Origin of the sequence: Lelliottia sp. WB101 (assembly GCF_003051885.1) — a bacterium.
Classification (GTDB): Bacteria; Pseudomonadota; Gammaproteobacteria; order Enterobacterales; family Enterobacteriaceae; genus Enterobacter; species Enterobacter nimipressuralis.
The window spans coordinates 3,966,830-3,990,736 of sequence record NZ_CP028520.1 but is presented as its reverse complement, the minus strand read 5'-3'; the positions used below and the strand labels follow the sequence as shown (position 1 = coordinate 3,990,736).

Sequence of the window (23,907 nt, the reverse complement as noted above, 5' to 3'; positions counted from 1 at the left end):
TTTAAATCAGACTTTTTGCGTGATTCCTTCTGCAAGATGCGCAATACGCTTTGCCATCCCCCGGAAGATAAACAGGTGCGCTGGGATCATGAACAGCCAGTAGAACAGCCCTGGCATTCCGTGCGGATGCCACCAGGCGCGAACGTCCAGCTCCCGGTGATCGCCTTTGTCTTTTAGGGTAAAGCAGAGGCGGCCCAGACCCGGCGCTTTCATGCCGAACAATAGCGCCAGCTGTTTTTCCGGCTCAACGATGATCACCTTCCAGCTGTCCACGCTATCGCCCGTCTGCAAGTATGGGTGCGCAGGGCGGCCTTTTGCCAGTTTATGCCCGACCAGCAGATCCATCATCCCGCGCGTTTCCCAGAGAATATTGCCAAAGAAATAGCGCTCTTTGCCGCCGATCTGGTTGATCACCTCCCACAGCGCCGCCAGGCTGGCGGTTGTTTTCACCGTGCAACCGGCCTGTTTCGGGTAATAGCCGTATTCTGGCCGCCAGCGGGCAAAGGCCTGAGCGTCATAACCCCAGTCGCTGGAGTTCATCAGCTCCTCTTCCTCTTTGAGGGTGTTGCGTACCGCATCGTCAAAGCGGATCAGATTTTGTGGAATCAGCGCCCGCAGCTCGCGGTCGTCGGCCAGCAGATCGTGCTTCAGCCCCTGAATCAGCGCTTTGGCGGTCGTGGATGGAACGGAGGTGATGACATTCAAAAACCACACCGAAATCCAGCGGGTTGGGAAGGGGACGGGCACCAGCCAGCGACGACGGCCGCTGACGGTCATAAAGTGTTCGAACTGCTCCTGATAGCTCAGCACCTCCGGCCCGGCGGCTTCCAGCACGCGATGGCTTTCCGTCGGATGATTCAGCAGTTCGACCAGATAGTGCAGCAGGTTTTCCAGCGCAATCGGCGTGGTACGTGAGCGCACCCAGCGCGGCGGCGTGAGCACCGGCAGGTTATAGACCATATCGCGCATCACTTCGAAGGCGGCAGAACCCGCGCCGACGATAATGCCCGCCCGCAGCTCCGTCAGTGGGATCCCTGCGCTACGGAGCATTTCCCCTGTCAGCTGCCTGGCGCGCAGGTGGTCCGATTGCTCGTGTTCAGGAGCCTGTAAGGAACTGAGAAAAATAATCTGCTTTACCGGCGTTTGCAGCAGCGAGTCACGCACATTCAGCGCCACCTGACGCTCATGGGCGATAAAGTCACCGCCTTCGCCCATGCTGTGTACCAGATAATAGAGCGTATCGACGCCTTCCAGCAGCGTCGGTAGCTCTTTTGGCCAGTTGAGATCCACTGTGTGACAGGTGACTTTGGGCAGCGCGAGTTTTTGCAGCCGTTCCACATTACGTGCCACTGCCAGCACCTGATGTCCGTGCTGGCTGAGCGCCGTCGTCAGATGCTGACCGATATAACCGCTGGCACCAAGCACCAGAATACGTTGCGGCACGTTGTGCTCCTTAATGCTGTAAAAAGGCCTGCCAGTGTTTTACCACTTCCGCCAGCTGCTCGCGGCTCACGTCGAGATGCATCACCAGACGCACAACCGGCGAGGCGTTTATCAGCACGCCGTGCGCTTTCATATACTCACCCAGCGCCGCCGCGTTCTCTTCGCCAACGCGAACAAACAGCATATTGGTGTCGTGACGCATCACATCCGCGCCGATCTCGCGCAGCTGCGCCGCCATCCATGCCGCGTTATCGTGATCGTCTTGCAGACGGGCAACGTTATGTTTAAGCGCGTACAGCCCCGCTGCCGCCAGAATTCCGGCCTGACGCATGCCGCCGCCGGTCATTTTACGCCAGCGGTTGGCGCGCTTGATGTAGTCCGCATTGCCGACCAGCAGTGAGCCGACCGGCGTCCCCAGCCCTTTTGAGAGGCAAATGGTGAACGAATCGCAATACTGGGCGATCTCTTTTAGCTCGCAGCCATACTCCACGACGGCGTTAAAAATACGCGCGCCATCGACGTGCAGACCCAATTTGCGCTCGCGAGTAAACTCCCATGCGGCCTTCAGATACTCGCGCGGCAGCACTTTGCCGTTGTGGGTATTTTCCAGACTCAGGAGTTTGGTGCGGGCAAAGTGAATATCGTCGGCTTTGATTTTGGCGGCGACTTTGTCCAGCGGCAGGGAGCCGTCGGGCGCGGCATCAATGGGCTGCGGCTGAATACTGCCGAGCACCGCAGCGCCACCGGCTTCATACAGGTAGTTATGGGCACCCTGGCCGACGATATACTCTTCGCCGCGTTCGCAGTGGCTCAGCAGCGCCACCAGGTTCGCCTGGGTGCCGGTTGGCAGGAACAGCGCCGCCTCTTTACCGCTTAATTCGGCGGCGTAGCGCTGAAGTTCGTTTACGGTGGGATCGTCACCGTAAACGTCATCCCCGACCGGGGCGGCCATCATCTCTTCGAGCATGGCGCGGCTCGGACGGGTTACGGTATCACTGCGCAGGTCTATCATTTCACATCCCTATAGTTTTAAAGGTGATGTGAGATGTTTTACCTGAGCCAGTTGGTTTTTGCCAGTTCGATCACTTCGTCGCCGCGCCCGCTGATAATGGCGCGCAACATATACAGGCTAAAGCCTTTCGCCTGCTCCAGTTTGATCTGCGGCGGGATCGCCAGCTCCTCTTTGGCAACGACCACATCCACCAGCACCGGGCCGTCGATGGAGAAGGCGCGCTGCAGGGCTTCATCCACGTCCGCGGCCTTTTCCACGCGGATGCCGGGAATCCCGCAGGCTTCGGCGATCTTCGCGAAATTAGTGTCATGCAATTCGGTGCCGTCCGTCAGATAGCCCCCGGCTTTCATCTCCATCGCCACAAAACCTAACACGCTGTTGTTGAACACCACGATTTTAACCGGGAGTTTCATCTGCACGACGGAGAGGAAATCGCCCATCAGCATGCTGAACCCGCCGTCGCCACACATGGCCACCACCTGACGCTCCGGTGCAGTGGCTTGTGCCCCCAGCGCCTGCGGCATTGCGTTTGCCATCGAGCCGTGGTTGAACGAACCGATCAGGCGGCGTTTACCGTTCATTTTCAGATAGCGTGCCGCCCAGACGGTGGGGGTGCCCACATCGCAGGTAAAGATGGCGTCGTCGCTGGCAAAATGGCTGATCTGCTGCGCAAGGTACTGCGGGTGAATGGCTTTGTCGCTCGGTTTGGCGAGATCGTCCAGCCCTTTGCGCGCGTCACGGTAGTCGCTCAGGGCTTTGTCGAGGAACTTGCGGTCGGTTTTCTCTTCCAGATGCGGCAGCAGGGCGGCAAGCGTGGCTTTGATATCGCCCACCAGCGCCATATCAACCTTACTGTGCGCGCCAATGCTGCCGGGATTGATGTCGATCTGAATGATTTTTGCGTCGCTCGGATAGAACGCCCGGTACGGGAACTGGGTGCCGAGCAGCACCAGGGTGTCGGCGTTCATCATGGTGTGGAACCCGGACGAGAAACCAATCAGGCCGGTCATACCGACATCGTACGGGTTATCGTATTCCACATGCTCTTTGCCGCGCAGCGCGTGAACGATGGGGGCTTTTATTTTCCCGGCAAATTCGACTAACTCTTTATGCGCGCCCGCACAGCCGCTGCCGCACAGCAGCGCGATATTGCTGGAGTAGCGCAGCAGCTGCGCCAGCTTTTTCAGCTCCTCTTCCGCAGGCGTTACCACCGGCTGCGGGGCGTGATACCAGTGGGTGCTGGCCCCTTCGGGCGCGGCTTTGAGCGCAACGTCGCCCGGCAGAACCACCACCGACACGCCGCGATTGAGGATCGCCTTGCGCATGGCGATCGCCATGACCTGCGGGATCTGCTCCGGTGTGGAAACCAGTTCGCAGTAGTGGCTACATTCACGGAACAGCTCCTGGGGATGCGTCTCCTGAAAATAGCCGCTGCCAATTTCGCTCGACGGAATATGCGCCGCAATCGCCAGCACCGGGACGTGGTTGCGGTGACAGTCGAAAAGACCGTTAATCAGATGCAGGTTGCCCGGCCCGCACGAACCCGCGCATACCGCCAGCTCGCCCGTCAGCTGCGCTTCCGCGCCTGCGGCAAAGGCCGCCACCTCTTCGTGGCGCGTCGGCATCCAGTCAATGGTGCCCATTCGGTTGAGGCTGTCGCTTAAGCCGTTGAGAGAATCGCCGGTGACGCCCCAGATGCGTTTGACGCCAGCTTGTTCCAAGGTTTTTGCTACGTAGGCCGCTACGGTCTGTTTCATGGTTGTCCATCTCCGTTTTGTGATAACGCTTACAAGCTTAGAAGAAACTGGGCGTTATGCCCGTTTAATCCCCCTGATTAATAGTGACTTTCTTTGTACAACCTTTCGTCATATTCTGATGGCCTACAGGGTGAAAACAGGAATCATTTCAGATGGTTAAATCATTGTTAATTGCTGTTAATAGAACGCTAACGCATGATGATTTTGGCAAATTGTTATTACGTCTGGCGGTCGGCGGGTTGATGCTGTTTCACGGTTTACACAAGCTGTTTGGCGGCGTGGGGTTTATTAGCGGCATGCTGGTGGAAAAAGGGCTGCCGGGGTTTATCGCCTATGGCGTTTTGATTGGCGAAGTGGTGGCACCGGTTCTGATTGTGCTGGGGATCCTGACCCGTCCGGCGGCGCTGGTGCTGGCGTTTACGATGATCGTTGCCTGGCTGATGGTCGGTACCGGCAAAACCTTTGCGCTGGATGCGGTAGGCGCATGGGCGATTGAAAGTCTGGTCTATTTCTTCATTGGCGCACTGGCCGTGGCCTTTATGGGAGCAGGGCGTTATTCACTGGCGCGCGATCCGGCCTGGCGTTGAGAATACTAAAAAGCCCGGCAGCCTAATATCTACCGGGCCAGAAGAGGGTAGGCCGGGCAACCGCAAAGCTGCCCGGCACATTGTGCACAGTTTATGGTGCACAGTTTATGCCAGAACCAAATCACCCTGCGGATGACAAGAACAGGCCAGCACGTAACCCTCGGCAATTTCCGCATCCGTCAGCGTCATCGTACTGCTCACGGTGTAGTCGCCAGAAACCACTTTCGTTTTACAGCACCCGCACACGCCCGCGCGACAGGCCGCAACGACCGGAACGTTATTGCTCTCCAGCGCTTCCAGCAGCGTGGTACCGACGCGGCCGAAGAAGGTCTGCGCAGGCTGCAGTTTAGTGAATTTCACCCCGCTGGTGGCGGCTTCGGCCACTGGCGTGAAGAACTGCTCCTTAAAGAAGCGGGTCACGCCGAGCGCTTTCACCTCGTTCTCCACGATTTCCATATACGGCGCCGGGCCGCAGGTCATCACGGTGCGAGAGGCGATATCTGGCACGCTTTGCAGCAGTTCGCGGCTCAGACGGCCCGCGACAAATCCGTGAGTCGCGTTATTCTCGGCGACCAGGGTGACCGGATAATTGCGCCACTCGTCGGCGAAAATCACATCCTCCGGAGAGCGAACGCTGAAAATCACCTGTACGTCAGCCTGCGGACGGTTCTTCGCCAGCCAGCGACGCATCGACATCACCGGCGTCACGCCGCAACCCGCCGCCAGCATCAGGAATTTATCGTCAGCTTTATCGTCGCAGACGAAATCCCCCTGGGCGTCGGAGAGCCACAGATAATCCCCGCGCTTCACTTCGTTCGTCAGCCACTGTGAACCGGCACCGTCATCGATCCGACGCACGGTGAGCGTGATGTACTCACTCACGCCCGGCGTCGAGGAAAGGGTGTAGGCGCGAAGGGTGTCCGCAGAATTGCGGACACTCACCAGCGCATACTGTCCGGCGCGATACGGGTAAAAATCATGGCACAGCAGCGACAGCGTCCACACATCCGGCGTCTCCTGATGGATGTGATGAACCTGCATCCGCCACGGGCATTGTGAGGTAGGCATCGTCATGAAAAACTCCTTACGCGCTCAGCAGTTGCTGCATGTCTTCTTCTACGGTGGTCACGGAACGCAGACCAAATTTTTCGTTCAGCACCGCCAGCAGATCCGGGGTCAGGAAGCCCGGTGCCGTCGGGCCGGTCACGATATTGGTGACGCCCAGCGACAGCAGCGTCAGCAGGATCACGATCGCTTTTTGTTCGAACCAGGAGAGCACCAGTGACAGCGGCAGATCGTTCACGCCGCAGCCCAGTTTCTCGGCCAGCGTTACCGCCAGAATGATCGCCGAGTAGGCATCGTTACACTGACCGGCATCGATCAGACGCGGCAGGCCTTCGATATCGCCGAAGTCCAGTTTGTTGAAGCGGTATTTCCCGCACGCCAGGGTCAGGATCAGGCAGTCCTGCGGCACGCTGGTGGCGAAATCGGTGAAGTAGTTACGTTCGCCGCGCGCGCCGTCACAGCCGCCGACCAGGAATATATGACGCAGTTTTTCGCTGCTCACCAGGTCGATCAGGGAATCCGCCGCACCCAGCAGGGTTTCGCGACCAAAGCCGACGGTGATCAGGTGTTCAATTTCGCTGAACGGGAAGCCTGCCATCTGCTGCGCCTGGGTGATGACCGGTGTGAAATCATCGCCTTCGAGGTGGCTTACGCCCGGCCAGCCGACGATGCTGCGCGTCCAGATACGGTCGTCATAGGCACCGACGGTCGGATCGATGATGCAGTTGGAGGTCATGACGACAGGGCCTGGGAAGCGGGCGAACTCCACCTGCTGGTTCTGCCAGCCGCTGCCGTAGTTGCCGACCAGGTGCTTAAATTTACGCAGTTCCGGGTAGCCGTGGGCAGGCAGCATTTCGCCGTGGGTGTAGACATTCACACCCGTGCCTTCGGTCTGTTGCAGCAGGTTGTAGAGATCTTTCAGGTCGTGGCCGGAGATCAGAATGCATTTCCCGGCAGTGGCTTTGACGTTGACCTGAGTCGGCGTCGGATGGCCGTAGGTGCTGGTTTCGCCTGCATCCAGAATGCTCATCACTTTGAAGTTCATCTGGCCGATTTCCATTGAACACTCCAGCAGGGCGTTCATGTCGGAAGGCCAGGTGCCGAGCCACGCCATGATTTTGTGGTACTGGGCATAAATGTCGTTGTCGTACTGACCGAGAACGTGGGCGTGTTCCATATAGGCCGCCGCCCCTTTCAGGCCGTACAGGCACAGCAGACGCAGGCCGAGAATGTTCTCGCCAATCGCCGCTTTGTCTTTGTTCGGGGTGAATTCCGCCGCCTGACGCTGCAGTTCCCCCAGATCGTCACTCACCAGTTGCAGCCCAGCCATAGGGTTATCGACGGCAGCGTTCGCGTCCACGCTCAGGCTTTGCGCTTTCAGCGCTTCACGCAGGGCGATGGCTTCGCGCGCGTAGCCCACGATGCGAGGAGAGTCGAAGTTGACGTTGGTCAGCGTGGAGAAGAATGCGCGCGGCGCGAAGTTGTCGATATTGTGGTCGATAATGCCGTATTCGCGCGCTTTTACCGCCCAGGCGGAGAGGCCTTGCAGGGCTGCAATCAGCAGATCCTGCAGGTCAGACGTTTCTGCGGTTTTACCGCACATGCCCTGCGCGTAGGAGCAGCCGTTGCCAGCTGGGGTACGGATGGTTTGTTCACATTGCACACAAAACATAATCACACCTGTTAAAGTTATATTTTAGATACATGTTTAAGGTTATGCCTGTGACCGGACAGAGAAAAGGTCTTTCTTCGACAAAGTAAAGGGAGATTGATTTAACGCAATTTTGGCGGCAGAAGCCTACCGCCAGAGAGGTATTATGCGGTGAACAGCGCCATCAGAATCGGCACCAGCAGGCTCAAAATAAAGCCATGAACGATGGCGGCAGGAACCAGCTCCAGCCCGCCGGAACGCTGCAGAACGGGCAGGGTAAAGTCCATCGACGTCGCACCGCACAGGCCAACCGCTGTGGAGCGGCTTTTACGCACCAGCCCCGGAATGAGCATAATGGCGATCAGCTCGCGGCCCAGATCGTTAAAGAATGACGCGCTGCCAATCACCGGGCCAAAGGATTCGGTCATTAAAATCCCTGACAGGGAGTACCAGCCAAAACCGGAGGCCATCGCCAGCCCGGTTTTCAGCGGCAGGTCGAGAATAAACGCGTTAATCACACCACCAATCAGCGAACTGCCCACCACGACCACCGCGATAATCATTCCGCGTCGATTGAGTACAATCTGTTTCAGCGTCATGCCGTTATTGCGTAATTGAATACCGATCAGGAATAACAGGAAGATCAGGGTATATTCGCTGGCTTCGGTGGCGTGTTGTAAAAACGCTAAACCGGTCAGGCCAAGCAAAAAGCCGAGCACGACCACGCCGCACAGTTTTAATGACTCCAGCGCCATGGCAATTCGTGAGGGTAATTTTTCCTGTTGATGATGGTTTTTCCATGGCAATGCGCGCTCAAGCCAAAATAGCGCCACAATATTACACAGCAGAATCACCACAATAGTAACAACAGAATAATGGAGAATAGAGAGTAAATTAGCGGCCAGGTTATCCAGGAATGCGAGGCTTATTCCCATAAAAAACAGGATGACGTAGACAATCCAGCTGAGAAAGCGATTAATGAGTTTTAATGCCGACTCATGATGGAGGGGAATAAGATAGCCCACTACCAGCGGCAGCAGAATGATTAAGAGTCCTGAAAACATGAACAGCCGGGTCCTTTTGTGTGTCTGAATAGCGCCAGTGACACTACCCAATTCCGGTCTGCCAGTCAAAGTGCAAAATAAAGGCCGGGCGGCGGCGACGCCTTACCCGGCCTGGATGACTGCACCTGTTAGCCGGGTTCGCGACGTGCCACCCGGCATCACAGCCGTACACTCAGTCGCGTTTTTCCAGCAGCGTACGATACAGCAGCCCGCCCAGGATACCGCCGACAATCGGCATTACCCAGAACAGCCACAGCTGCTGCAGCGCCCAGCCACCCTGGAAGATCGCCACTGCGGTGCTGCGCGCAGGGTTCACGGAGGTGTTCGTTACCGGAATGCTGATCAGGTGAATCAGGGTCAGCGCGAGGCCGATAGCAATAGGGGCAAAACCGGCGGGTGCGTGTTTGTCAGTGGCACCGTGGATTACCAGCAGGAAGCCCGCAGTCAGGACGATTTCAATAACAATCGCAGACAGCATAGAGAAGCCGCCCGGAGAATGTTCGCCATAGCCGTTAGAAGCAAAACCGCTTGTCGCCGCGTCGAAGCCCGCTTTACCGCTGGCCACAACGTACAGGACCGCTGCCGCAATAATGCCGCCAACCACCTGCGCCACAATATAGCCAATCACGTCTTTCGCCGGAAAACGACCGCCAGCCCACAGGCCTAATGTCACAGCCGGGTTAAAATGCCCGCCGGAAATATGGCCGACAGCAAATGCCATCGTTAATACGGTTAAGCCAAAGGCTAATGCCACGCCCGCAAAACCAATACCTAATTCCGGGAATGCCGCAGCCAGAACGGCGCTACCGCAACCACCAAACACCAGCCAGAATGTACCAAAGCATTCTGCCGCTAATTTTCTAAACATAACCACCTCGTTAATTTCCGCACGCGGTCCTGCGCGCGGGCTACTAAATCGCCTAAAAGGGATGACGACTCAAAGAGCCATTATTTTAAAAACCAACAACACCCCTTCGCCAGTTAAATAAATCTGTTTAATTTGATTTATGGCAATGTGATGTTAATCCTTGTTCGGACTGTATGGATTTAAAGCATAGTCCAATTCGGAATGCGAAGTATCTTATGCCGGAAAATATGTTTCAAACGAAAGTCGTGGTGTAAATTCTGAATTTTAGGCTCCGTCCTGAAATAATCCGTCGATCTTAATGTGTCCTGTCACACCGCCTGCCGCTATACTGCTGATAACTTGAAGGAAAAAGTGAGCATTTCAGGGGGCATTATGTTTCTCGAACGTGTGGAGATCGTCGGGTTTCGCGGCATTAACCGTTTATCGTTAATGCTGGAACAGAACAACGTGCTGATCGGTGAAAACGCCTGGGGTAAATCCAGCCTTCTGGATGCGTTGACCCTGCTGCTTTCGCCGGAGGCAGACCTTTACAGCTTCGTTCGGGAGGACTTTTGGTTTCCGCCGGGGGATATTCAGGGGCGCGAGCACCATCTGCATATCGTTTTGACCTTTCGCGAGCTGGAGCCCGGTCGCCATCGCGTTCGCCGCTACCGGCCACTCTCTCCTTGCTGGACGCCCTCCGATGATGGCTATCAGCGTATCTTTTATCGCCTGGAAGGCGAGCTGGCGGAAGATGAGAGTGTGATGACCCTGCGCGGGTTTATGGATGCCCGTGGGCAGCCTATTCCGCTGGAGGATATTGACGCTCAGGCCGCCCATCTGGTGCGCCTGATGCCGGTGCTGCGCCTGCGGGATGCTCGCTTTATGCGCCGGATCCGTAACGGCTCGGTGCCTAATTTGCCCGACGTTGAAGTCACCGCCCGCGAGCTGGATTTTCTGGCGCGCGAGCTGGTGGCGCGTCCGCAAAATCTCACGGACGGGCAGATTCGCCAGGGGCTGTCGGCGATGGTGCAGTTGCTGGAACACTACTTTTCCGAACAGGGCACGACACAAACCCGCCACCGGCTGATGCGCAGGCGTTCTCACGATGAGCAGCGCAGCTGGCGCTATCTGGATATCATCAACCGTATGATCGACAAACCCGGTGGGCGCGCGCATCGGGTGATTCTGCTGGGGCTGTTCTCCACGCTGCTGCAGGCGAAAGGGTCGGTGCGGCTGGACCGCGACGCGCGTCCTTTATTGCTGGTGGAAGATCCGGAAACGCGGCTGCATCCGATCATGCTGTCGGTCGCCTGGCATCTCCTGAATCTGCTGCCCCTTCAGCGTATCACGACCACTAACTCCGGGGAATTGCTCTCTCTGACGCCGGTGGAGCATGTCTGCCGTCTGGTGCGTGAATCCTCGCGCGTCACCGCGTTTCGCTTGGGGCCGGGGGGATTAAGCCCGGAAGATGGCCGCCGTATCGCGTTTCATATCCGCTTTAACCGTGCGTCGTCGCTGTTTGCCCGCTGCTGGCTATTGGTTGAGGGGGAAACGGAGACCTGGGTGATCAACGAACTGGCGCGTCAGTGTGGACACCATTTCGACGCCGAAGGGATCAAAGTCATTGAGTTTGCCCAGTCGGGATTAAAACCGCTGATCAAATTTGCCCGCCGGATGGGGATCGAATGGCATGTGCTGGTGGATGGCGATGAGGCCGGGAAAAAGTATGCCAGTACCGTACGCGGTTTGCTGAACAACAACCGGGAAGAGGAGCGGGAGCACCTCACGGAATTACCGGCGATGGATATGGAACACTTTATGTATCGTCAGGGGTTTGACGATGTGTTTCACCGCGTAGCCATGATCCCCCGGGCGTGCCGATGAATATGCGGCGGGTGATCGCCAAAGCGATACATCGCTCATCGAAGCCGGATCTGGCTATTGAAGTGTCAGCGGAAGCAGGACGGAGAGGGGTCGAGGCGGTGCCGACATTACTGCGTAAAATGTTCTCCCGCGTGCTGTGGCTGGCACGCGGGAAAGCTGACTAGCGGCGGGTTGCCCGATTGATCTGCTCGATCAGGCTATCCAGCAGTTCATAGCGGCGACGGTATTCAGAGCGTTTTTTGCTCGCGATCTCTTCCATCGGTTTGCGCGCCATCTCGAGCGGTAGCTGGAAGTGACCGCTCGCCAGCGGTTCGCCACTCATTGAGCGCCAGAAACTGTCGTAATCCGCCAGAAGCTTGCCCTCTTTTTTCTTACGATAGCGCCAGCTGCGATAGATATGCGTGGCGTTGCTAACGGCCAAAATCTGCTCCACCGGGAACGCGGTGCCCAGCGTCATGGCGGCTTCCACCAGCAGACGTTTCGGGAACAGGCCATGACAGGCTTTGGTTGCACCCTGGATCAGCTCGTGAGGCACAAAGGCTTTTGCTCCTTGCAGGCCGCCGATAAACAGGGTGGTTTTCCCGTCGAGCTGACACAGGGTGAAGGTCATCTCGGCAAGCACCGTATTCTGGTGATCGCAGAAGGCCAGCGTTGCTTCGCCCTCTTTATCGAGGAACGCATCGGCACACAGGCGGATCGTAAACTGGCGTTCGTCTTTGCCGGTCAGCGTTAACAGGGTGACACCTTGTTTGGATAAATACCCGTTCATCAGCGTTGCCGGAAGGGTTTTGCTCATGGTCTGGTAGTGCCAGTTCAGCGCCTCGAGCGCGCGCTGACGACTCATGTCTACAGAGAGCCATGGGCGGTGCAGACGGCACGGCAGTCCTGGCTGCACTTTCAACATTTGCATTAAACGCGGTTGTTTTGCCAGGCTTGCCAGCAGGCGCGCAGTGCTGAACGGTGCCGCCAGCGAACGAAGCATGAATTTACGCCGATAGGAGGGGTTCTGCCACGCAAGCCCCGGTGTTAATTCGCCTGATGCAAGGCTCTGGAAAAGCTGCCATCCTGATTTTGGCTGCGACGGCTGTGAAGAAGGTAGATCGGCGATGGAAGACATGATTATTCCTGGCTTCTGGATGAGATCTCTATTTCAGCAGCCATTTAATCAACATCTCGTCAACAAATGAGGTGAGAGATAAAAAAACGGGGGTTTCGTTGAGGAACAGTTTAGATAGAATCGACATTTATAATTGCCAGAACATTTATTTGGAATATTTATGAATCTCAAGGGAAAACGCAGGAAGCTGTTTTTACTGTTGGCCGTCGTCGTGCTGGTGGGCGGATACTGGCTATGGCAGGTCCTCAACGCACCTGTGCCGCAGTACCAGACGCTGATTGTGCGGCCGGGCGAGCTGCAACAAAGCGTGCTGGCAACCGGTAAGCTGGATGCTCTGCGAAAAGTCGACGTCGGCGCGCAGGTCAGCGGTCAGCTTAAAACGCTGTCGGTTGAGATTGGCGACAAAGTGAAAAAAGGTCAGCTGCTGGGGGTGATCGATCCTGAGCAGGCAGAAAACCAGATCCGCGAAGTAGAAGCCACGCTTATGGAATTACGCGCCCAGCGCAGCCAGGCCGAAGCCGAGCGCAAGCTGGCACAGGTGACGCTTGGACGTCAGCAGGCGCTGGCAAAAACGCAGGCCGTTTCCCGTCAGGATCTGGATACCGCGACGACGGAACTGGCGGTAAAACAGGCGCAGATTGGCACCATTGACGCGCAAATCAAACGTAACCAGGCCTCCCTGGATACGGCCAAAACTAACCTCGACTACACCCGTATCGTGGCACCGATGGCCGGGGAAGTGACGCAAATCACCACCCTGCAGGGCCAGACGGTTATCGCCGCTCAGCAGGCGCCGAACATCCTGACGCTGGCGGATATGGGGACCATGCTGGTAAAAGCGCAGGTTTCCGAAGCCGACGTTATCCATCTTAAGCCCGGCCAGAAAGCCTGGTTCACGGTGCTGGGCGATCCAAATACCCGCTATGAGGGCGTGCTGAAGGATATTCTGCCGACGCCGGAGAAGGTCAATGACGCGATTTTCTACTATGCCCGCTTTGAAGTGCCAAACCCAAAAGGCGTGCTGCGTCTGGATATGACCGCGCAGGTGCATATTCAGCTGACGGGCGTGAAAGATGTGCTGACCGTCCCGCTGGCGGCGCTGGGCGAACCGGCAGGCAACAATCGCTATAAAGTGAAAGTGCTGCGTAACGGCGAAACCCGCGAGCGCGAGGTGGAGATTGGCGAGCGTAATGATACGGACGTCGTGATCGTCAAAGGACTCGAAGAGGGCGACGAAGTGGTGACGGGTGAAAGCCAGTCCGGGGCCGCGAAATGACGGCATTGCTTGAACTGAACGATATCCGCCGCAGCTATCCTTCCGGAGAGGGAGCGGTGGAGGTGCTGAAGGGTATCACCCTGCGCGTTGAAGCCGGGGAGATGGTGGCGATCGTCGGGGCGTCCGGCTCCGGAAAATCCACCCTGATGAACATTCTCGGCTGCCTGGATAAACCAACCAGCGGCACCTATCGTGTGGCGGGGACGGATATTTCCACCCTCGACAGCGATGCGCTGGCCAAACTGCGTCGTGAACACTTCGGCTTTATTTTCCAGCGCTACCATCTGCTTTCGCATCTGACGGCGGCGCAAAACGTGGAAGTCCCGGCGGTGTATGCCGGTGTGGAACGCAAGAAGCGCCTTGAGCGCGCCCATGCGCTGCTGACGCGTCTGGGTCTGGCCGAACGTGTGGATTATCAGCCGTCGCAGCTCTCTGGCGGCCAGCAGCAGCGCGTGAGTATTGCCCGCGCGCTGATGAACGGCGGGCAGGTGATTCTGGCCGATGAACCGACGGGCGCGCTGGACAGCCATTCCGGGGAAGAGGTGATGGCGATCCTGCATCAGCTGCGCGATCAGGGGCATACGGTGATTATCGTCACCCACGATCCGCAGGTGGCGGCGCAGGCGGAGAGAATCATTGAAATTCACGACGGTGAGCTGATAAGCAACCCGCCGGCGAAGAAAAATCACGTCGGTGTGCAGAAAACAATCCTGCCGCCGCCGACGGGCTGGGGGCAGTTTATCAGCGGATTCCGCGAGGCGTTAACCATGGCCTGGCTGGCGATGGTGGCGAACAAAATGCGCACATTGCTGACCATGCTCGGCATCATCATCGGCATTGCGTCGGTGGTGTCGATTGTGGTGGTGGGGGATGCGGCGAAACAGCTGGTGCTGGCGGATATCCGCGCCATCGGGACCAACACCATCGATGTCTATCCGGGTAAAGATTTTGGTGACGATGAACCGCAAAACCAGCAGGCGCTGAAGTATGACGATCTGGTGGCGCTGCAAAAACAGCCGTGGGTGAACTCGGCCACCCCAGCGGTATCGCAAAACCTGCGTCTGCGCTATGGCAATATTGACGTAGCGGCCAGCGCCAACGGCGTGAGCGGTGACTATTTTAACGTCTACGGGATGACCTTCAGCCAGGGCGCAACCTTTAACGCCGAGCAGCTTGCAGGTCGCGCGCAGGTGGTGGTGCTGGACGATAACTCGCGTCGTCAGCTGTTCCCGAATAAAACCAACGTCGTCGGTGAAGTGATTCTGGTCGGCAACATGCCCGCGACGGTGATTGGCGTGGCGGAAGAGAAGCAGTCGATGTTTGGCAGCAGTAAAATACTGCGCGTCTGGCTGCCGTACACCACCATTTCCGGGCGTATCATGGGGCAGTCGTGGCTTAACTCCATCACCGTGCGGGTGAAAGAGGGTTACGACAGCACTCAGGCCGAACAGCAGATCGAACGACTGCTCACCCTGCGCCACGGGAAGAAAGATTTCTTCACCTGGAATATGGACGGCGTCTTGAAAACGGCGGAAAAGACCACACGTACTCTTCAGATGTTCCTGACGCTGGTGGCGGTGATTTCGCTGGTCGTCGGTGGGATCGGGGTGATGAATATCATGCTAGTGTCAGTGACGGAACGCACGCGCGAGATTGGCATTCGCATGGCGGTTGGCGCGCGGGCAAGCGATGTGCTGCAACAGTTTTTGATTGAAGCGGTGCTGGTTTGTCTGGTGGGCGGTGCCTTTGGTATCACGCTTTCGATGCTGATCGCCTTTACGTTGCAGCTGTTTTTACCGGGCTGGGAGATCGGTTTCTCACCCTTTGCGCTGCTGACGGCATTTTTATGTTCGACGGCGACGGGCGTGCTGTTTGGCTGGTTGCCGGCGCGCAATGCGGCGCGGCTCGATCCGGTGGATGCGTTGGCTCGCGAGTGAGTTTTACCGGGTTACGCGCCGTCGCGCGACCGGTGCTGGAAATAAAAATGCCAGCCGATCGGGCTGGCATTTTGCCGACAGGATGTACACAATGAATCAGAGGGCTAAGCGACAGCTTCTGCTTCAATGGGCACAATGACACTGGCATGATTGCCTTTTGGCCCCTGATGAACATCAAACCGAACCGACTGTCCGGCTTTTAGTGTTCTGTATCCATCCATCTGAATGGTGGAATAGTGAGCGAAGATATCTTCGCCGCCGCCTTCAGGGCAGATGAACCCGAACCCTTTGGCGTTGTTGAACCACTTAACAGTACCCATTTCCATGCTTCGACATCCTTCGTATATCTTATTAAGTAAGATGGAATGAACCGGTGGTGGAGTGGGGGCTGTTCAAAACCTCGCCAACTCACGCTTGTACAATTTAGATAAACCAGCCTTATCGTCAAGTGTCAGGCGCTGGAGTTGGGACAATAATCAACCAAAATTTGAAGCAGTTAACGCTATTGACGGGAATGTGACAGACATCGCGGATGGCAGTAATAGATGTTTGTTATCTGATATCTGAGGTAGATTCAGAATATGTATCAATGCCTGTCAGCGAAAAATGTTCTGCCGGAAACCGTAACCGATGATGACGACTGACAATGGGTAAGACGAACGACTGGCTGGATTTTGACCAGCTGGCGGAAGACAAAGTGCGCGACGCGCTAAAACCGCCATCTATGTATAAAGTTATGTTAATGAACGATGATTACACGCCGATGGAATTTGTTATTGACGTGCTACAAAAGTTCTTTTCTTATGATGTTGAACGTGCAACGCAATTGATGCTCACCGTTCACTATCGCGGCAAAGCCATCTGCGGCATTTTTACTGCCGAAGTAGCCGAAACCAAAGTGGCGATGGTGAACGAGTATGCAAGGGAGAACGAGCATCCGTTGCTGTGTACGCTGGAAAAAGCCTGAAAAGGCATAAAATTGGGGGAGGTGCCTATGCTCAATCAAGAACTGGAACTCAGTTTAAACATGGCTTTCGCCAGAGCGCGTGAGCACCGTCATGAGTTTATGACCGTTGAGCACCTGCTGCTTGCACTGCTCAGCAACCCATCCGCCCGCGAAGCGCTGGAAGCCTGCTCCGTGGACCTGGTGGCGTTACGTCAGGAACTCGAAGCCTTCATCGAACAAACGACACCGGTGCTGCCCGTCAGCGAAGAGGAGCGCGACACTCAGCCGACGCTCAGCTTCCAGCGCGTGCTGCAGCGTGCGGTGTTCCACGTCCAGTCCTCTGGCCGTAGCGAAGTGACTGGCGCAAATGTGCTGGTTGCCATCTTTAGCGAGCAGGAGTCGCAAGCTGCGTACCTGCTGCGTAAACACGAAGTCAGCCGACTCGACGTGGTGAACTTTATCTCTCACGGAACGCGAAAAGACGAGCCTAATCAGGCGTCGGATTCCAGCAATCAGGTCAATAATAATGAAGAGCAAGCAGGCGGGGAGGATCGTATGGAAAACTTCACCACCAATCTTAACCAGCTTGCTCGCGTCGGTGGGATCGACCCGCTGATTGGCCGCGATAAAGAGCTGGAACGTGCGATTCAGGTCCTGTGCCGTCGTCGTAAGAACAACCCGCTGCTGGTGGGGGAATCGGGCGTGGGTAAAACCGCGATTGCTGAAGGGCTGGCCTGGCGTATTGTGCAGGGCGATGTTCCGGAAGTTATGGCCGATTGCACCATCTACTCGCTGGATATCGGTTCTCTGCTGGCGGGCACCAAATATCGCGGTGATTTCGAAAAACGCTTCAAAGCCTTGCTGAAACAGCTGGAACAAGACACCAGCAGCATCCTGTTTATCGATGAAATTCACACCATCATCGGCGCAGGTGCGGCGTCTGGCGGCCAGGTGGATGCGGCTAACCTGATCAAACCGCTGCTCTCGAGCGGCAAGATCCGCGTGATGGGGTCGACCACCTATCAGGAATTCAGCAATATCTTCGAGAAGGACCGTGCGCTGGCGCGCCGCTTCCAGAAAATTGATATTACTGAGCCGTCCGTTGAGGAAACGGTGCAGATTATCAACGGCCTGAAACCGAAGTACGAAGCGCACCACGACGTGCGTTACACCGCCAAAGCGGTGCGTGCGGCGGTGGAGCTGGCGGTGAAGTACATCAACGACCGTCATCTGCCGGATAAAGCGATTGATGTGATCGACGAAGCGGGCGCGCGTGCGCGTCTGATGCCGGCCAGCAAGCGCAAGAAAACCGTTAATGTGGCGGATATTGAATCCGTCGTAGCTCGCATCGCGCGTATCCCTGAGAAGAGTGTCTCTCAGAGCGACCGCGATACCCTGAGAAATCTCGGCGACCGCCTGAAAATGCTGGTGTTTGGCCAGGATAAAGCCATTGAGGCCTTAACCGAAGCCATCAAGATGGCCCGTGCCGGGCTGGGACACGACCATAAACCGGTCGGCTCCTTCCTGTTTGCCGGTCCAACCGGTGTCGGGAAAACCGAGGTAACGGTGCAGCTGTCTAAAGCGCTGGGCATTGAGCTGCTGCGCTTTGATATGTCCGAGTATATGGAACGCCACACTGTCAGCCGTTTGATTGGTGCGCCTCCAGGATACGTGGGCTTTGACCAGGGCGGCCTGCTCACCGATGCGGTGATCAAGCATCCGCACGCGGTTCTGCTGCTCGATGAGATCGAGAAAGCGCACCCGGACGTGTTCAACATCCTGCTTCAGGTGATGGACAACGGGACGCTGACCGATAATAACGGGCGCAAAGCGGACTTCCGCAACGTGGTGCTGGTGATGACCACCAATGCCGGTGTGCGTGAAACGGAACGCAAATCGATCGGCCTGATCCACCAGGATAACAGCACCGATGCGATGGAAGAGATCAAGAAGATCTTTACGCCAGAGTTCCGTAACCGTCTGGACAACATTATCTGGTTCGATCACCTGTCTACCGAGGTGATCCATCAGGTGGTGGACAAGTTCATCGTCGAGCTGCAGGTTCAGCTGGATCAGAAAGGCGTATCGTTGGAAGTGAGCCAGGAGGCCCGCAACTGGCTGGCCGAGAAAGGCTACGACCGTGCGATGGGCGCACGTCCGATGGCGCGAGCCATTCAGGACAACCTGAAAAAACCGCTGGCCAACGAACTGCTGTTTGGTTCGCTGGTGGATGGGGGTCAGGTGACCGTGGCGCTGGATCAGGCGAAAGGGGAGTTGACGTACGACTTCCAGAGTGCGCAGAAGCATAAGCCAGAAGCGGCACACTGAGTTATATCGCGTAAATAAAAGCCGGGTGAAAGCCCGGTTTTTTTATGCCTGTCTTTTACGGGTGCCGCATGTTGAACGCGTCAGGCTGTCGCATGTGACCGGTTCGGATATAACGCAGGCGGTGGTGAGGTCTCTGACGGTAATAGATTTTCGGCCTGGCGCGGTATATAGCGGAAATAAAAAAGGCCGGGGATTCCCCGACCTTTTTAAATTTCTCTACGCCTTTACTGGCGAAAACAATTAGCGACTACGGAAGACAATGCGGCCTTTGCTCAGGTCGTACGGGGTCAGCTCAACAGTCACTTTGTCGCCCGTCAGGATACGGATGTAGTTCTTGCGCATTTTACCGGAGATGTGCGCGGTTACCACGTGACCGTTTTCCAGTTCTACGCGGAACATGGTGTTAGGTAACGTATCAAGTACGGTACCCTGCATTTCAATATTGTCTTCTTTGGCCATCTAATCCTCTGGGGTATCACTACCAAGTTTTGAACCGGCAAGATAATGCCGAAATTCATCAATTAAGTAAAGAATTGCGCGTTTAAAACGCAACAAAACAGTTTCGGCGTATTGCCCAGTCGTCACGGTATAACCGTACGAGAAGCGCATTCGTAAAGGGGAGGCGACAGGATAAACGCAAGGACGTTATCTGGTGCGAAGGATTCCCAAACGGCGGCGGGGCAACAGGCTGAACCTACTCTGCGGCACCAATTATAACACTCCTCATCAGAAATGGGCGGAAAACATTTATGCCTGAGAGATAAAGAGCGTTCTGGGAACCCAAAAGTTCTGTGGCAGCTTCTGCAAACGCATGGCATCCAGCTGTTCCAGATAATGTCGGCGTGATATTTCAACGGCGCCCAGCGAGGCGGTGTGCTCGTTCAGCACCTGGCAATCCACCAGTTGACCACCGCGCAGAGAGAACTCCTGGCAAAAGACCAGCAGGGCCGTTTTGGAGGCGTTAATGGCGCGGCTGAACATCGACTCACCGCAAAACAAGGTGCCCTGCGCCACGCCGTACATGCCGCCAACCAGCGCCTCGTTTTCCCACACTTCGATGGAGTGGGCGTGGCCCAGTTCGTGTAAGCGATGATAAGCGTCGATAATATCGTGTGTGATCCAGGTGCCTTCATGACGATCGCGGGCACACCCTTCGATCACCTGCCCGAACGCGTGATTGAGCGTCACCCGATACGGGGATTTCGCATGGAAGCGTTTCATGCTGCGACTCAGGTGAAACTGCGCGGGCAACAGCACTGCGCGAGGATCTGGCGACCACCAAAGAATCGGATCGCCGGGTGAGAACCACGGAAAAATGCCGCGCTGGTAGGCCATCAGCAGACGCGCCGGGCTTAAATCACCGCCAAGCGCCAGTAGCCCATTGGGTTCACGTAGCGCCCCCTCTGGCGAAGGGAACGCAATATTATGACGAGAAAGCTGGACCAGGCGCATGACTGCGAAACTCCAATACGCGAGTTAGGATCGGTTCAAATATAGTCTACAGACGTTGTTTAAACTGGTAATAGCGACTCTGTTTCGCCAACAGCTCTGCGTGACTACCTTGCTCAATAATTTGCCCGTTGTCCATTACAATTATTTGGTCAAAATTCGCCAGTCCGCGCAGGCGGTGCGTCACCATCAGCACGGTTTTGTTTTTCATGACTTGCGCCAGTAAATCAAGGATTTGGCTTTCGGTTGTGGCGTCCAGACCTTCCGTCGGTTCATCCAGGAGCATCAGCGGCGCGTCATGCAACAGAGCACGTGCTACCGCCAGACGACGTAACTCTCCACCTGATAGCTGACGACCTCCTTCTCCGAGCCAGCTGTTTAAGCCGTCATCCTCGAGCAGTTTTTGCAGGCCGACCTGTTCCAGCACGGCGCTTAAGTCGCTGTCAGAGGCTTGCGGCGACGCCAGCAGCAGGTTATCGCGCAGCGTGGCGCTAAACAGATGCACGCGCTGCGGAACTACGCTGACAGCCTTACGCAGGGCGGGCTCGCTAAATTCCGTAAGCTGTGTGTCGTTAAAGCGAATTTCGCCCCGACTCGGGTCCCAGGCGCGGGTCAGTAATTGCAGCAGTGTCGATTTACCGCAGCCGGTTCTGCCGAGCACAGCAACGTGCTTGCCGGCCGGAACTGTCAGGCTGATGCCATCGAGCGCGTTTTGCGCCTGCCCGTCGTAGGCAAACGTCACGTCTTTCAGCTGCAGCGCCACGGACTGAGGAGCCACATCGTGCTGTGCGGTGAACGCCACTTCCGGCTTCTGTTCGGTAATCTGAGTAATGCGTACCGCCGAGGCAATCACCTGGCCGAGGTGCTGGAACGCGCCCGTTACCGGCGCGAGTGCTTCAAACGCTGCCAGCGCACAGAAGACAAACAGGGCGATCAGCGCGCCGGGCTGCGTATTTCCGCCCACGCCGCCTGATGCCATCCACAGCATCGCGATCACCGCAACACCGCCAATCAGCATCATCACCGCCTGGGACAGCGCCGTCAGCTCGGACTGTCGGCGCTGGGCTTCGTGCCAGTTCAGCTCCGTGCTTTCCATCTGAGCGCGGTAGCGGCGGCTGGCGCCGAAAATCGTCAGTTCTGCCTGGCCTTGCAGCCAGGATGTGAGCTGCTGGCGGTAGTCGCCGCGCAGACGAGTCAGATTTTCACCCGTGGATTTCCCCGCACGATAAAACAGCGGCGGCAGCAGGAGCAGCGTGAGCAGCATAATGCCGCCCAGGGTGAGGGCGATAGGCACGTCGAGCACACAAAGGCCCAGCGTGACGGTCACGATCACCACAAACGCGCCAACCAGCGGGGAGATCACGCGCAGATAGAGATGATCCAGCGTATCGACATCGGCCACCACGCGGTTCAGCAGTTCGCCCTGACGAAAACGCGCCAGCCCGGCAGGGGAGAGGGGCAGAAGTTTGCTGAAGGTGAAAATACGCAGGTGTTGCAGAACGCGGAAGGTGGCATCGTGGCTGACCAGACGCTCAAAATAGCGCCCGGCGGTACGGGCAATCGCAGTGCCGCGCACGCCCGCAGCGGGCAGCATGTAGTTAAAACTGTAGAGTCCGGCAACGCCCGCGACGGCAGAAGCCGACAGGAACCAGCCAGAGAGTGTTAATAATCCGATACTGGCCAGCAGGGTGACGATAGCCAGCACAATGCCCAGCGTCAGCATCCATTTATGGCGTTTATACAATGCGAGGTACGGCAGCAGGGCGCGCATTAAATATCCTCCTGACGATTAGCCAGCAGAGAGGCAAATGGCCCCTGCGCGGCGGCGAGCGTGGCGTAATCACCTTGTTCAACAATACGCCCGTTTTCCATTACCCAAATCTGATCCCAGTCGGCAATACCTTCGAGCTGGTGCGTGACCATCAGCGTTGTTTGCTGGCGAGAGGCATCATTCAGCGCCTGCATGACGCGCTGTTCACTGTGGGCGTCAAGGCTTGCGGCGGGTTCGTCGAGCAGCATTAACTGGCTTGGATTCAGCAATGCGCGCGCCACGGCGATACGCTGGGCCTGGCCGACGGAGAGTCCTGCCGCCTGATCGCCGACAACAGTGTCGACGCCGTTTGGCAGCAGCGGCAGAAACTCGCTGACCCAGGCGCGGTCGAGCACCAATTGCAGCTCATCTTCCCGGGCGTCGGGGCGGGCCAGCAGGACGTTTTCACGAAGCGTCGCGGCTGGCAGCTGTGGGTTTTGTCCCACCCAGCTTAGTTGCCTACGCCAGGCATCAGGCTCAAGCGAGCGCAGTTCCGTTCCGTTGATCTGCAGCGAGCCGGTATACGCCATAAAGCCGGATAACGTATTCAGCAACGAGCTTTTCCCCGAGCCGCTGATGCCAACCAGCACCACGCGCTGGCCCGCCGAGAGTGTAAAGTTGAGCGGCCCGGCCAATACTTTGCCTTCCGGCGACAGGATAGAAAAATCTTCGGCGTGAACGGTGATTGGCTCTTTGCTGTTGAGCGTGATATCTCCGCGCTCCGGGTGTGCCAGCGGCGTTTCAAGGAAGGTTTTCAGACTGTCAGCTGCGCCCACGGCCTGCGCTTTGGCGTGATAAAACGTCCCCAGATCGCGCAGCGGCTGGAAGAACTCAGGCGCCAGGATCAGGGCGAGGAAACCAGCTGACAGCGTTACCGCAGTGCCGTAGTGGCCAAAATCCAGCGCGCCAAGGTAGGAGAACCCAAAGTAAACCGCGACCAGCGCAATGGACAGCGAGGTGAAGAACTCCAGCACGCCGGAGGAGAGGAACGCCAGACGCAGCACTTCCATGGTGCGCTGACGGAAGTCCTGTGAGGCGAGACGGATATTATCGATTTCGGCTTCGCCACGACCAAAGACGCGCAACGTCTCCATTCCGCGCAGGCGGTCGAGGAAATGTCCGCTCAGGCGACCCAGCGCGAGGAAGTTACGGCGGTTGGCATCTGCCGCGCCCATGCCGACCATCGCCATGAACATCGGGATCAGCGGTGCGGTGCCGAGCAGAATCAACGCCGCCACCCAGTTAGAGGGGAAAATCGCGAGCACGATCAGCAGCGGAACACAGACTGCCAGCGCCATCTGGGGCAAATAGCGGGCGTAATAGTCGTGCATATCGTCGATCTGCTCAAGGATCAGTGTCGCCCAGCTACCGGCTGGTTTGCCCTGAATCCAGGCCGGGCCTGCTTCCTGGAGACGATCCAGAACCTTACGGCGGATTTCGTAGCGAATATTTTGTCCGGCGTGGAAGCCCACACGCTCGCGCAGCCAGACCACCCAGGCGCGAAGAACAAAGACCAGCACCAGCACGACAAACGGCATCAATAATGCCTCGCGCGGAATGTTCTCCATAATCATATGGTTAAGAATGCGGGCCAGCAGCCATGCCTGGGCAACAATCAACAAACCGCTGATAAGACCCAAAAGACGGGAAATAGTCAGCCAGCGGCGGGAAATAACGCTTTGCTGTTTAAGCCAGCGAGTTAACTCTTGTTGACGGGTTTTTTCCATTACG

At 56.9% G+C, this 23,907-nt stretch carries 18 protein-coding genes and 2 pseudogenes; 6 read left to right on the top strand and 14 right to left on the bottom strand.

The genetic code is table 11. The annotated features are described in order from the left end of the window. Window positions 1-6: 6 nt before the first annotated feature. From DAI21_RS19375 to poxB, 3 genes are read right to left on the bottom strand one after another with little or no spacing between them, the layout of a single operon-like run. Entirely contained in the window at window positions 7-1,443 is a 1,437-nt protein-coding gene (locus tag DAI21_RS19375; RefSeq protein ID WP_107703950.1) for an SDR family oxidoreductase, read from the bottom strand. Window positions 1,444-1,453: 10 nt separating this feature from the next. Next, on the bottom strand, window positions 1,454-2,455 hold the full coding sequence (gene ltaE, locus DAI21_RS19370; protein WP_107703949.1) for a low-specificity L-threonine aldolase: 1,002 nt from the start codon (window positions 2,453-2,455) through the stop codon (window positions 1,454-1,456). Between the two features lie 38 nt (window positions 2,456-2,493). Further along, a complete protein-coding gene (poxB, locus tag DAI21_RS19365; protein WP_100777030.1) occupies window positions 2,494-4,212 on the bottom strand; it encodes a ubiquinone-dependent pyruvate dehydrogenase in 1,719 nt (572 codons plus the stop codon). A gap of 152 nt (window positions 4,213-4,364) precedes the next feature. Between poxB and DAI21_RS19360 the strand changes: the two genes are divergently transcribed. After that, entirely contained in the window at window positions 4,365-4,799 is a 435-nt protein-coding gene (locus DAI21_RS19360; RefSeq protein ID WP_100777029.1) for a DoxX family protein, read from the top strand. A gap of 105 nt (window positions 4,800-4,904) precedes the next feature. Here the strand turns inward: DAI21_RS19360 and hcr are convergent, their stop codons facing one another. From hcr to aqpZ, 4 genes are all read right to left on the bottom strand, one after another. Further along, window positions 4,905-5,873: an NADH oxidoreductase gene (hcr, locus tag DAI21_RS19355; protein WP_102105160.1), complete on the bottom strand. Its 969-nt coding sequence runs from the start codon at window positions 5,871-5,873 to the stop codon at window positions 4,905-4,907. A gap of 10 nt (window positions 5,874-5,883) precedes the next feature. Then, entirely contained in the window at window positions 5,884-7,536 is a 1,653-nt protein-coding gene (hcp, locus tag DAI21_RS19350; RefSeq protein WP_107703948.1) for a hydroxylamine reductase, read from the bottom strand. Between the two features lie 143 nt (window positions 7,537-7,679). Continuing rightward, complete coding sequence (locus DAI21_RS19345) at window positions 7,680-8,579, bottom strand: lysine exporter LysO family protein (RefSeq protein WP_100777026.1); 900 nt, start codon at window positions 8,577-8,579, stop codon at window positions 7,680-7,682. Window positions 8,580-8,751: 172 nt separating this feature from the next. Next, complete coding sequence (aqpZ, locus tag DAI21_RS19340) at window positions 8,752-9,453, bottom strand: aquaporin Z (protein ID WP_255409590.1); 702 nt, start codon at window positions 9,451-9,453, stop codon at window positions 8,752-8,754. Window positions 9,454-9,819: 366 nt separating this feature from the next. On the opposite strand from aqpZ, the pseudogene DAI21_RS19335 reads away from it, so the two are divergent. Next, window positions 9,820-11,477: pseudogene (locus DAI21_RS19335) on the top strand (ATP-dependent endonuclease). Here the strand turns inward: DAI21_RS19335 and DAI21_RS19330 are convergent. Then, window positions 11,474-12,430, bottom strand: a complete 957-nt coding sequence (locus DAI21_RS19330; protein ID WP_107703947.1) for a VirK/YbjX family protein — start codon at window positions 12,428-12,430, stop codon at window positions 11,474-11,476. The pseudogene DAI21_RS19335 and the gene DAI21_RS19330 sit on opposite strands and share 4 nt — an antisense overlap. A gap of 160 nt (window positions 12,431-12,590) precedes the next feature. On the opposite strand from DAI21_RS19330, the gene macA reads away from it, so the two are divergent. Further along, window positions 12,591-13,706, top strand: coding sequence for a macrolide transporter subunit MacA (gene macA, locus DAI21_RS19325; RefSeq protein ID WP_100777022.1), 1,116 nt, complete (start codon window positions 12,591-12,593; stop codon window positions 13,704-13,706). Next, complete coding sequence (macB, locus tag DAI21_RS19320) at window positions 13,703-15,643, top strand: macrolide ABC transporter ATP-binding protein/permease MacB (RefSeq protein ID WP_107703946.1); 1,941 nt, start codon at window positions 13,703-13,705, stop codon at window positions 15,641-15,643. The genes macA and macB overlap by 4 nt, the downstream gene beginning before the upstream one ends. A gap of 104 nt (window positions 15,644-15,747) precedes the next feature. On the opposite strand, the gene cspD is transcribed toward macB, so the two are convergent. Beyond that, window positions 15,748-15,969 (bottom strand): cold shock-like protein CspD, encoded by a 222-nt coding sequence (gene cspD, locus DAI21_RS19315; protein ID WP_100777020.1) that lies wholly within the window; start codon window positions 15,967-15,969, stop codon window positions 15,748-15,750. 320 nt (window positions 15,970-16,289) lie between these two features. Here cspD and clpS point away from each other — a divergent pair, with 320 nt between their 5' ends. Together clpS and clpA are read left to right on the top strand one after the other, a co-directional pair. After that, a complete protein-coding gene (gene clpS / locus DAI21_RS19310; protein ID WP_025912927.1) occupies window positions 16,290-16,610 on the top strand; it encodes an ATP-dependent Clp protease adapter ClpS in 321 nt (106 codons plus the stop codon). A gap of 27 nt (window positions 16,611-16,637) precedes the next feature. Further along, on the top strand, window positions 16,638-18,917 hold the full coding sequence (clpA, locus tag DAI21_RS19305; RefSeq protein ID WP_100777019.1) for an ATP-dependent Clp protease ATP-binding subunit ClpA: 2,280 nt from the start codon (window positions 16,638-16,640) through the stop codon (window positions 18,915-18,917). A gap of 240 nt (window positions 18,918-19,157) precedes the next feature. Here clpA and infA read toward each other — a convergent pair whose 3' ends face one another. The 5 genes and pseudogenes from infA to cydD form a co-directional block, all read right to left on the bottom strand. Beyond that, window positions 19,158-19,376, bottom strand: coding sequence for a translation initiation factor IF-1 (gene infA, locus DAI21_RS19300; protein ID WP_002211347.1), 219 nt, complete (start codon window positions 19,374-19,376; stop codon window positions 19,158-19,160). Then, window positions 19,304-19,477 (bottom strand): annotated as a pseudogene (locus DAI21_RS23530) (hypothetical protein); the annotation flags it as partial. The pseudogene DAI21_RS23530 and the gene infA, both read right to left, overlap by 73 nt. Before the next feature lie 187 nt (window positions 19,478-19,664). Beyond that, window positions 19,665-20,369, bottom strand: a complete 705-nt coding sequence (aat, locus tag DAI21_RS19295) for a leucyl/phenylalanyl-tRNA--protein transferase (protein WP_100777018.1) — start codon at window positions 20,367-20,369, stop codon at window positions 19,665-19,667. A gap of 46 nt (window positions 20,370-20,415) precedes the next feature. Next, entirely contained in the window at window positions 20,416-22,137 is a 1,722-nt protein-coding gene (gene cydC, locus DAI21_RS19290; protein ID WP_107703945.1) for a cysteine/glutathione ABC transporter ATP-binding protein/permease CydC, read from the bottom strand. Beyond that, window positions 22,137-23,903: a cysteine/glutathione ABC transporter permease/ATP-binding protein CydD gene (gene cydD, locus DAI21_RS19285; protein WP_107703944.1), complete on the bottom strand. Its 1,767-nt coding sequence runs from the start codon at window positions 23,901-23,903 to the stop codon at window positions 22,137-22,139. Before cydD ends, cydC begins: the two co-directional genes overlap by 1 nt. Window positions 23,904-23,907: the final 4 nt, after the last annotated feature.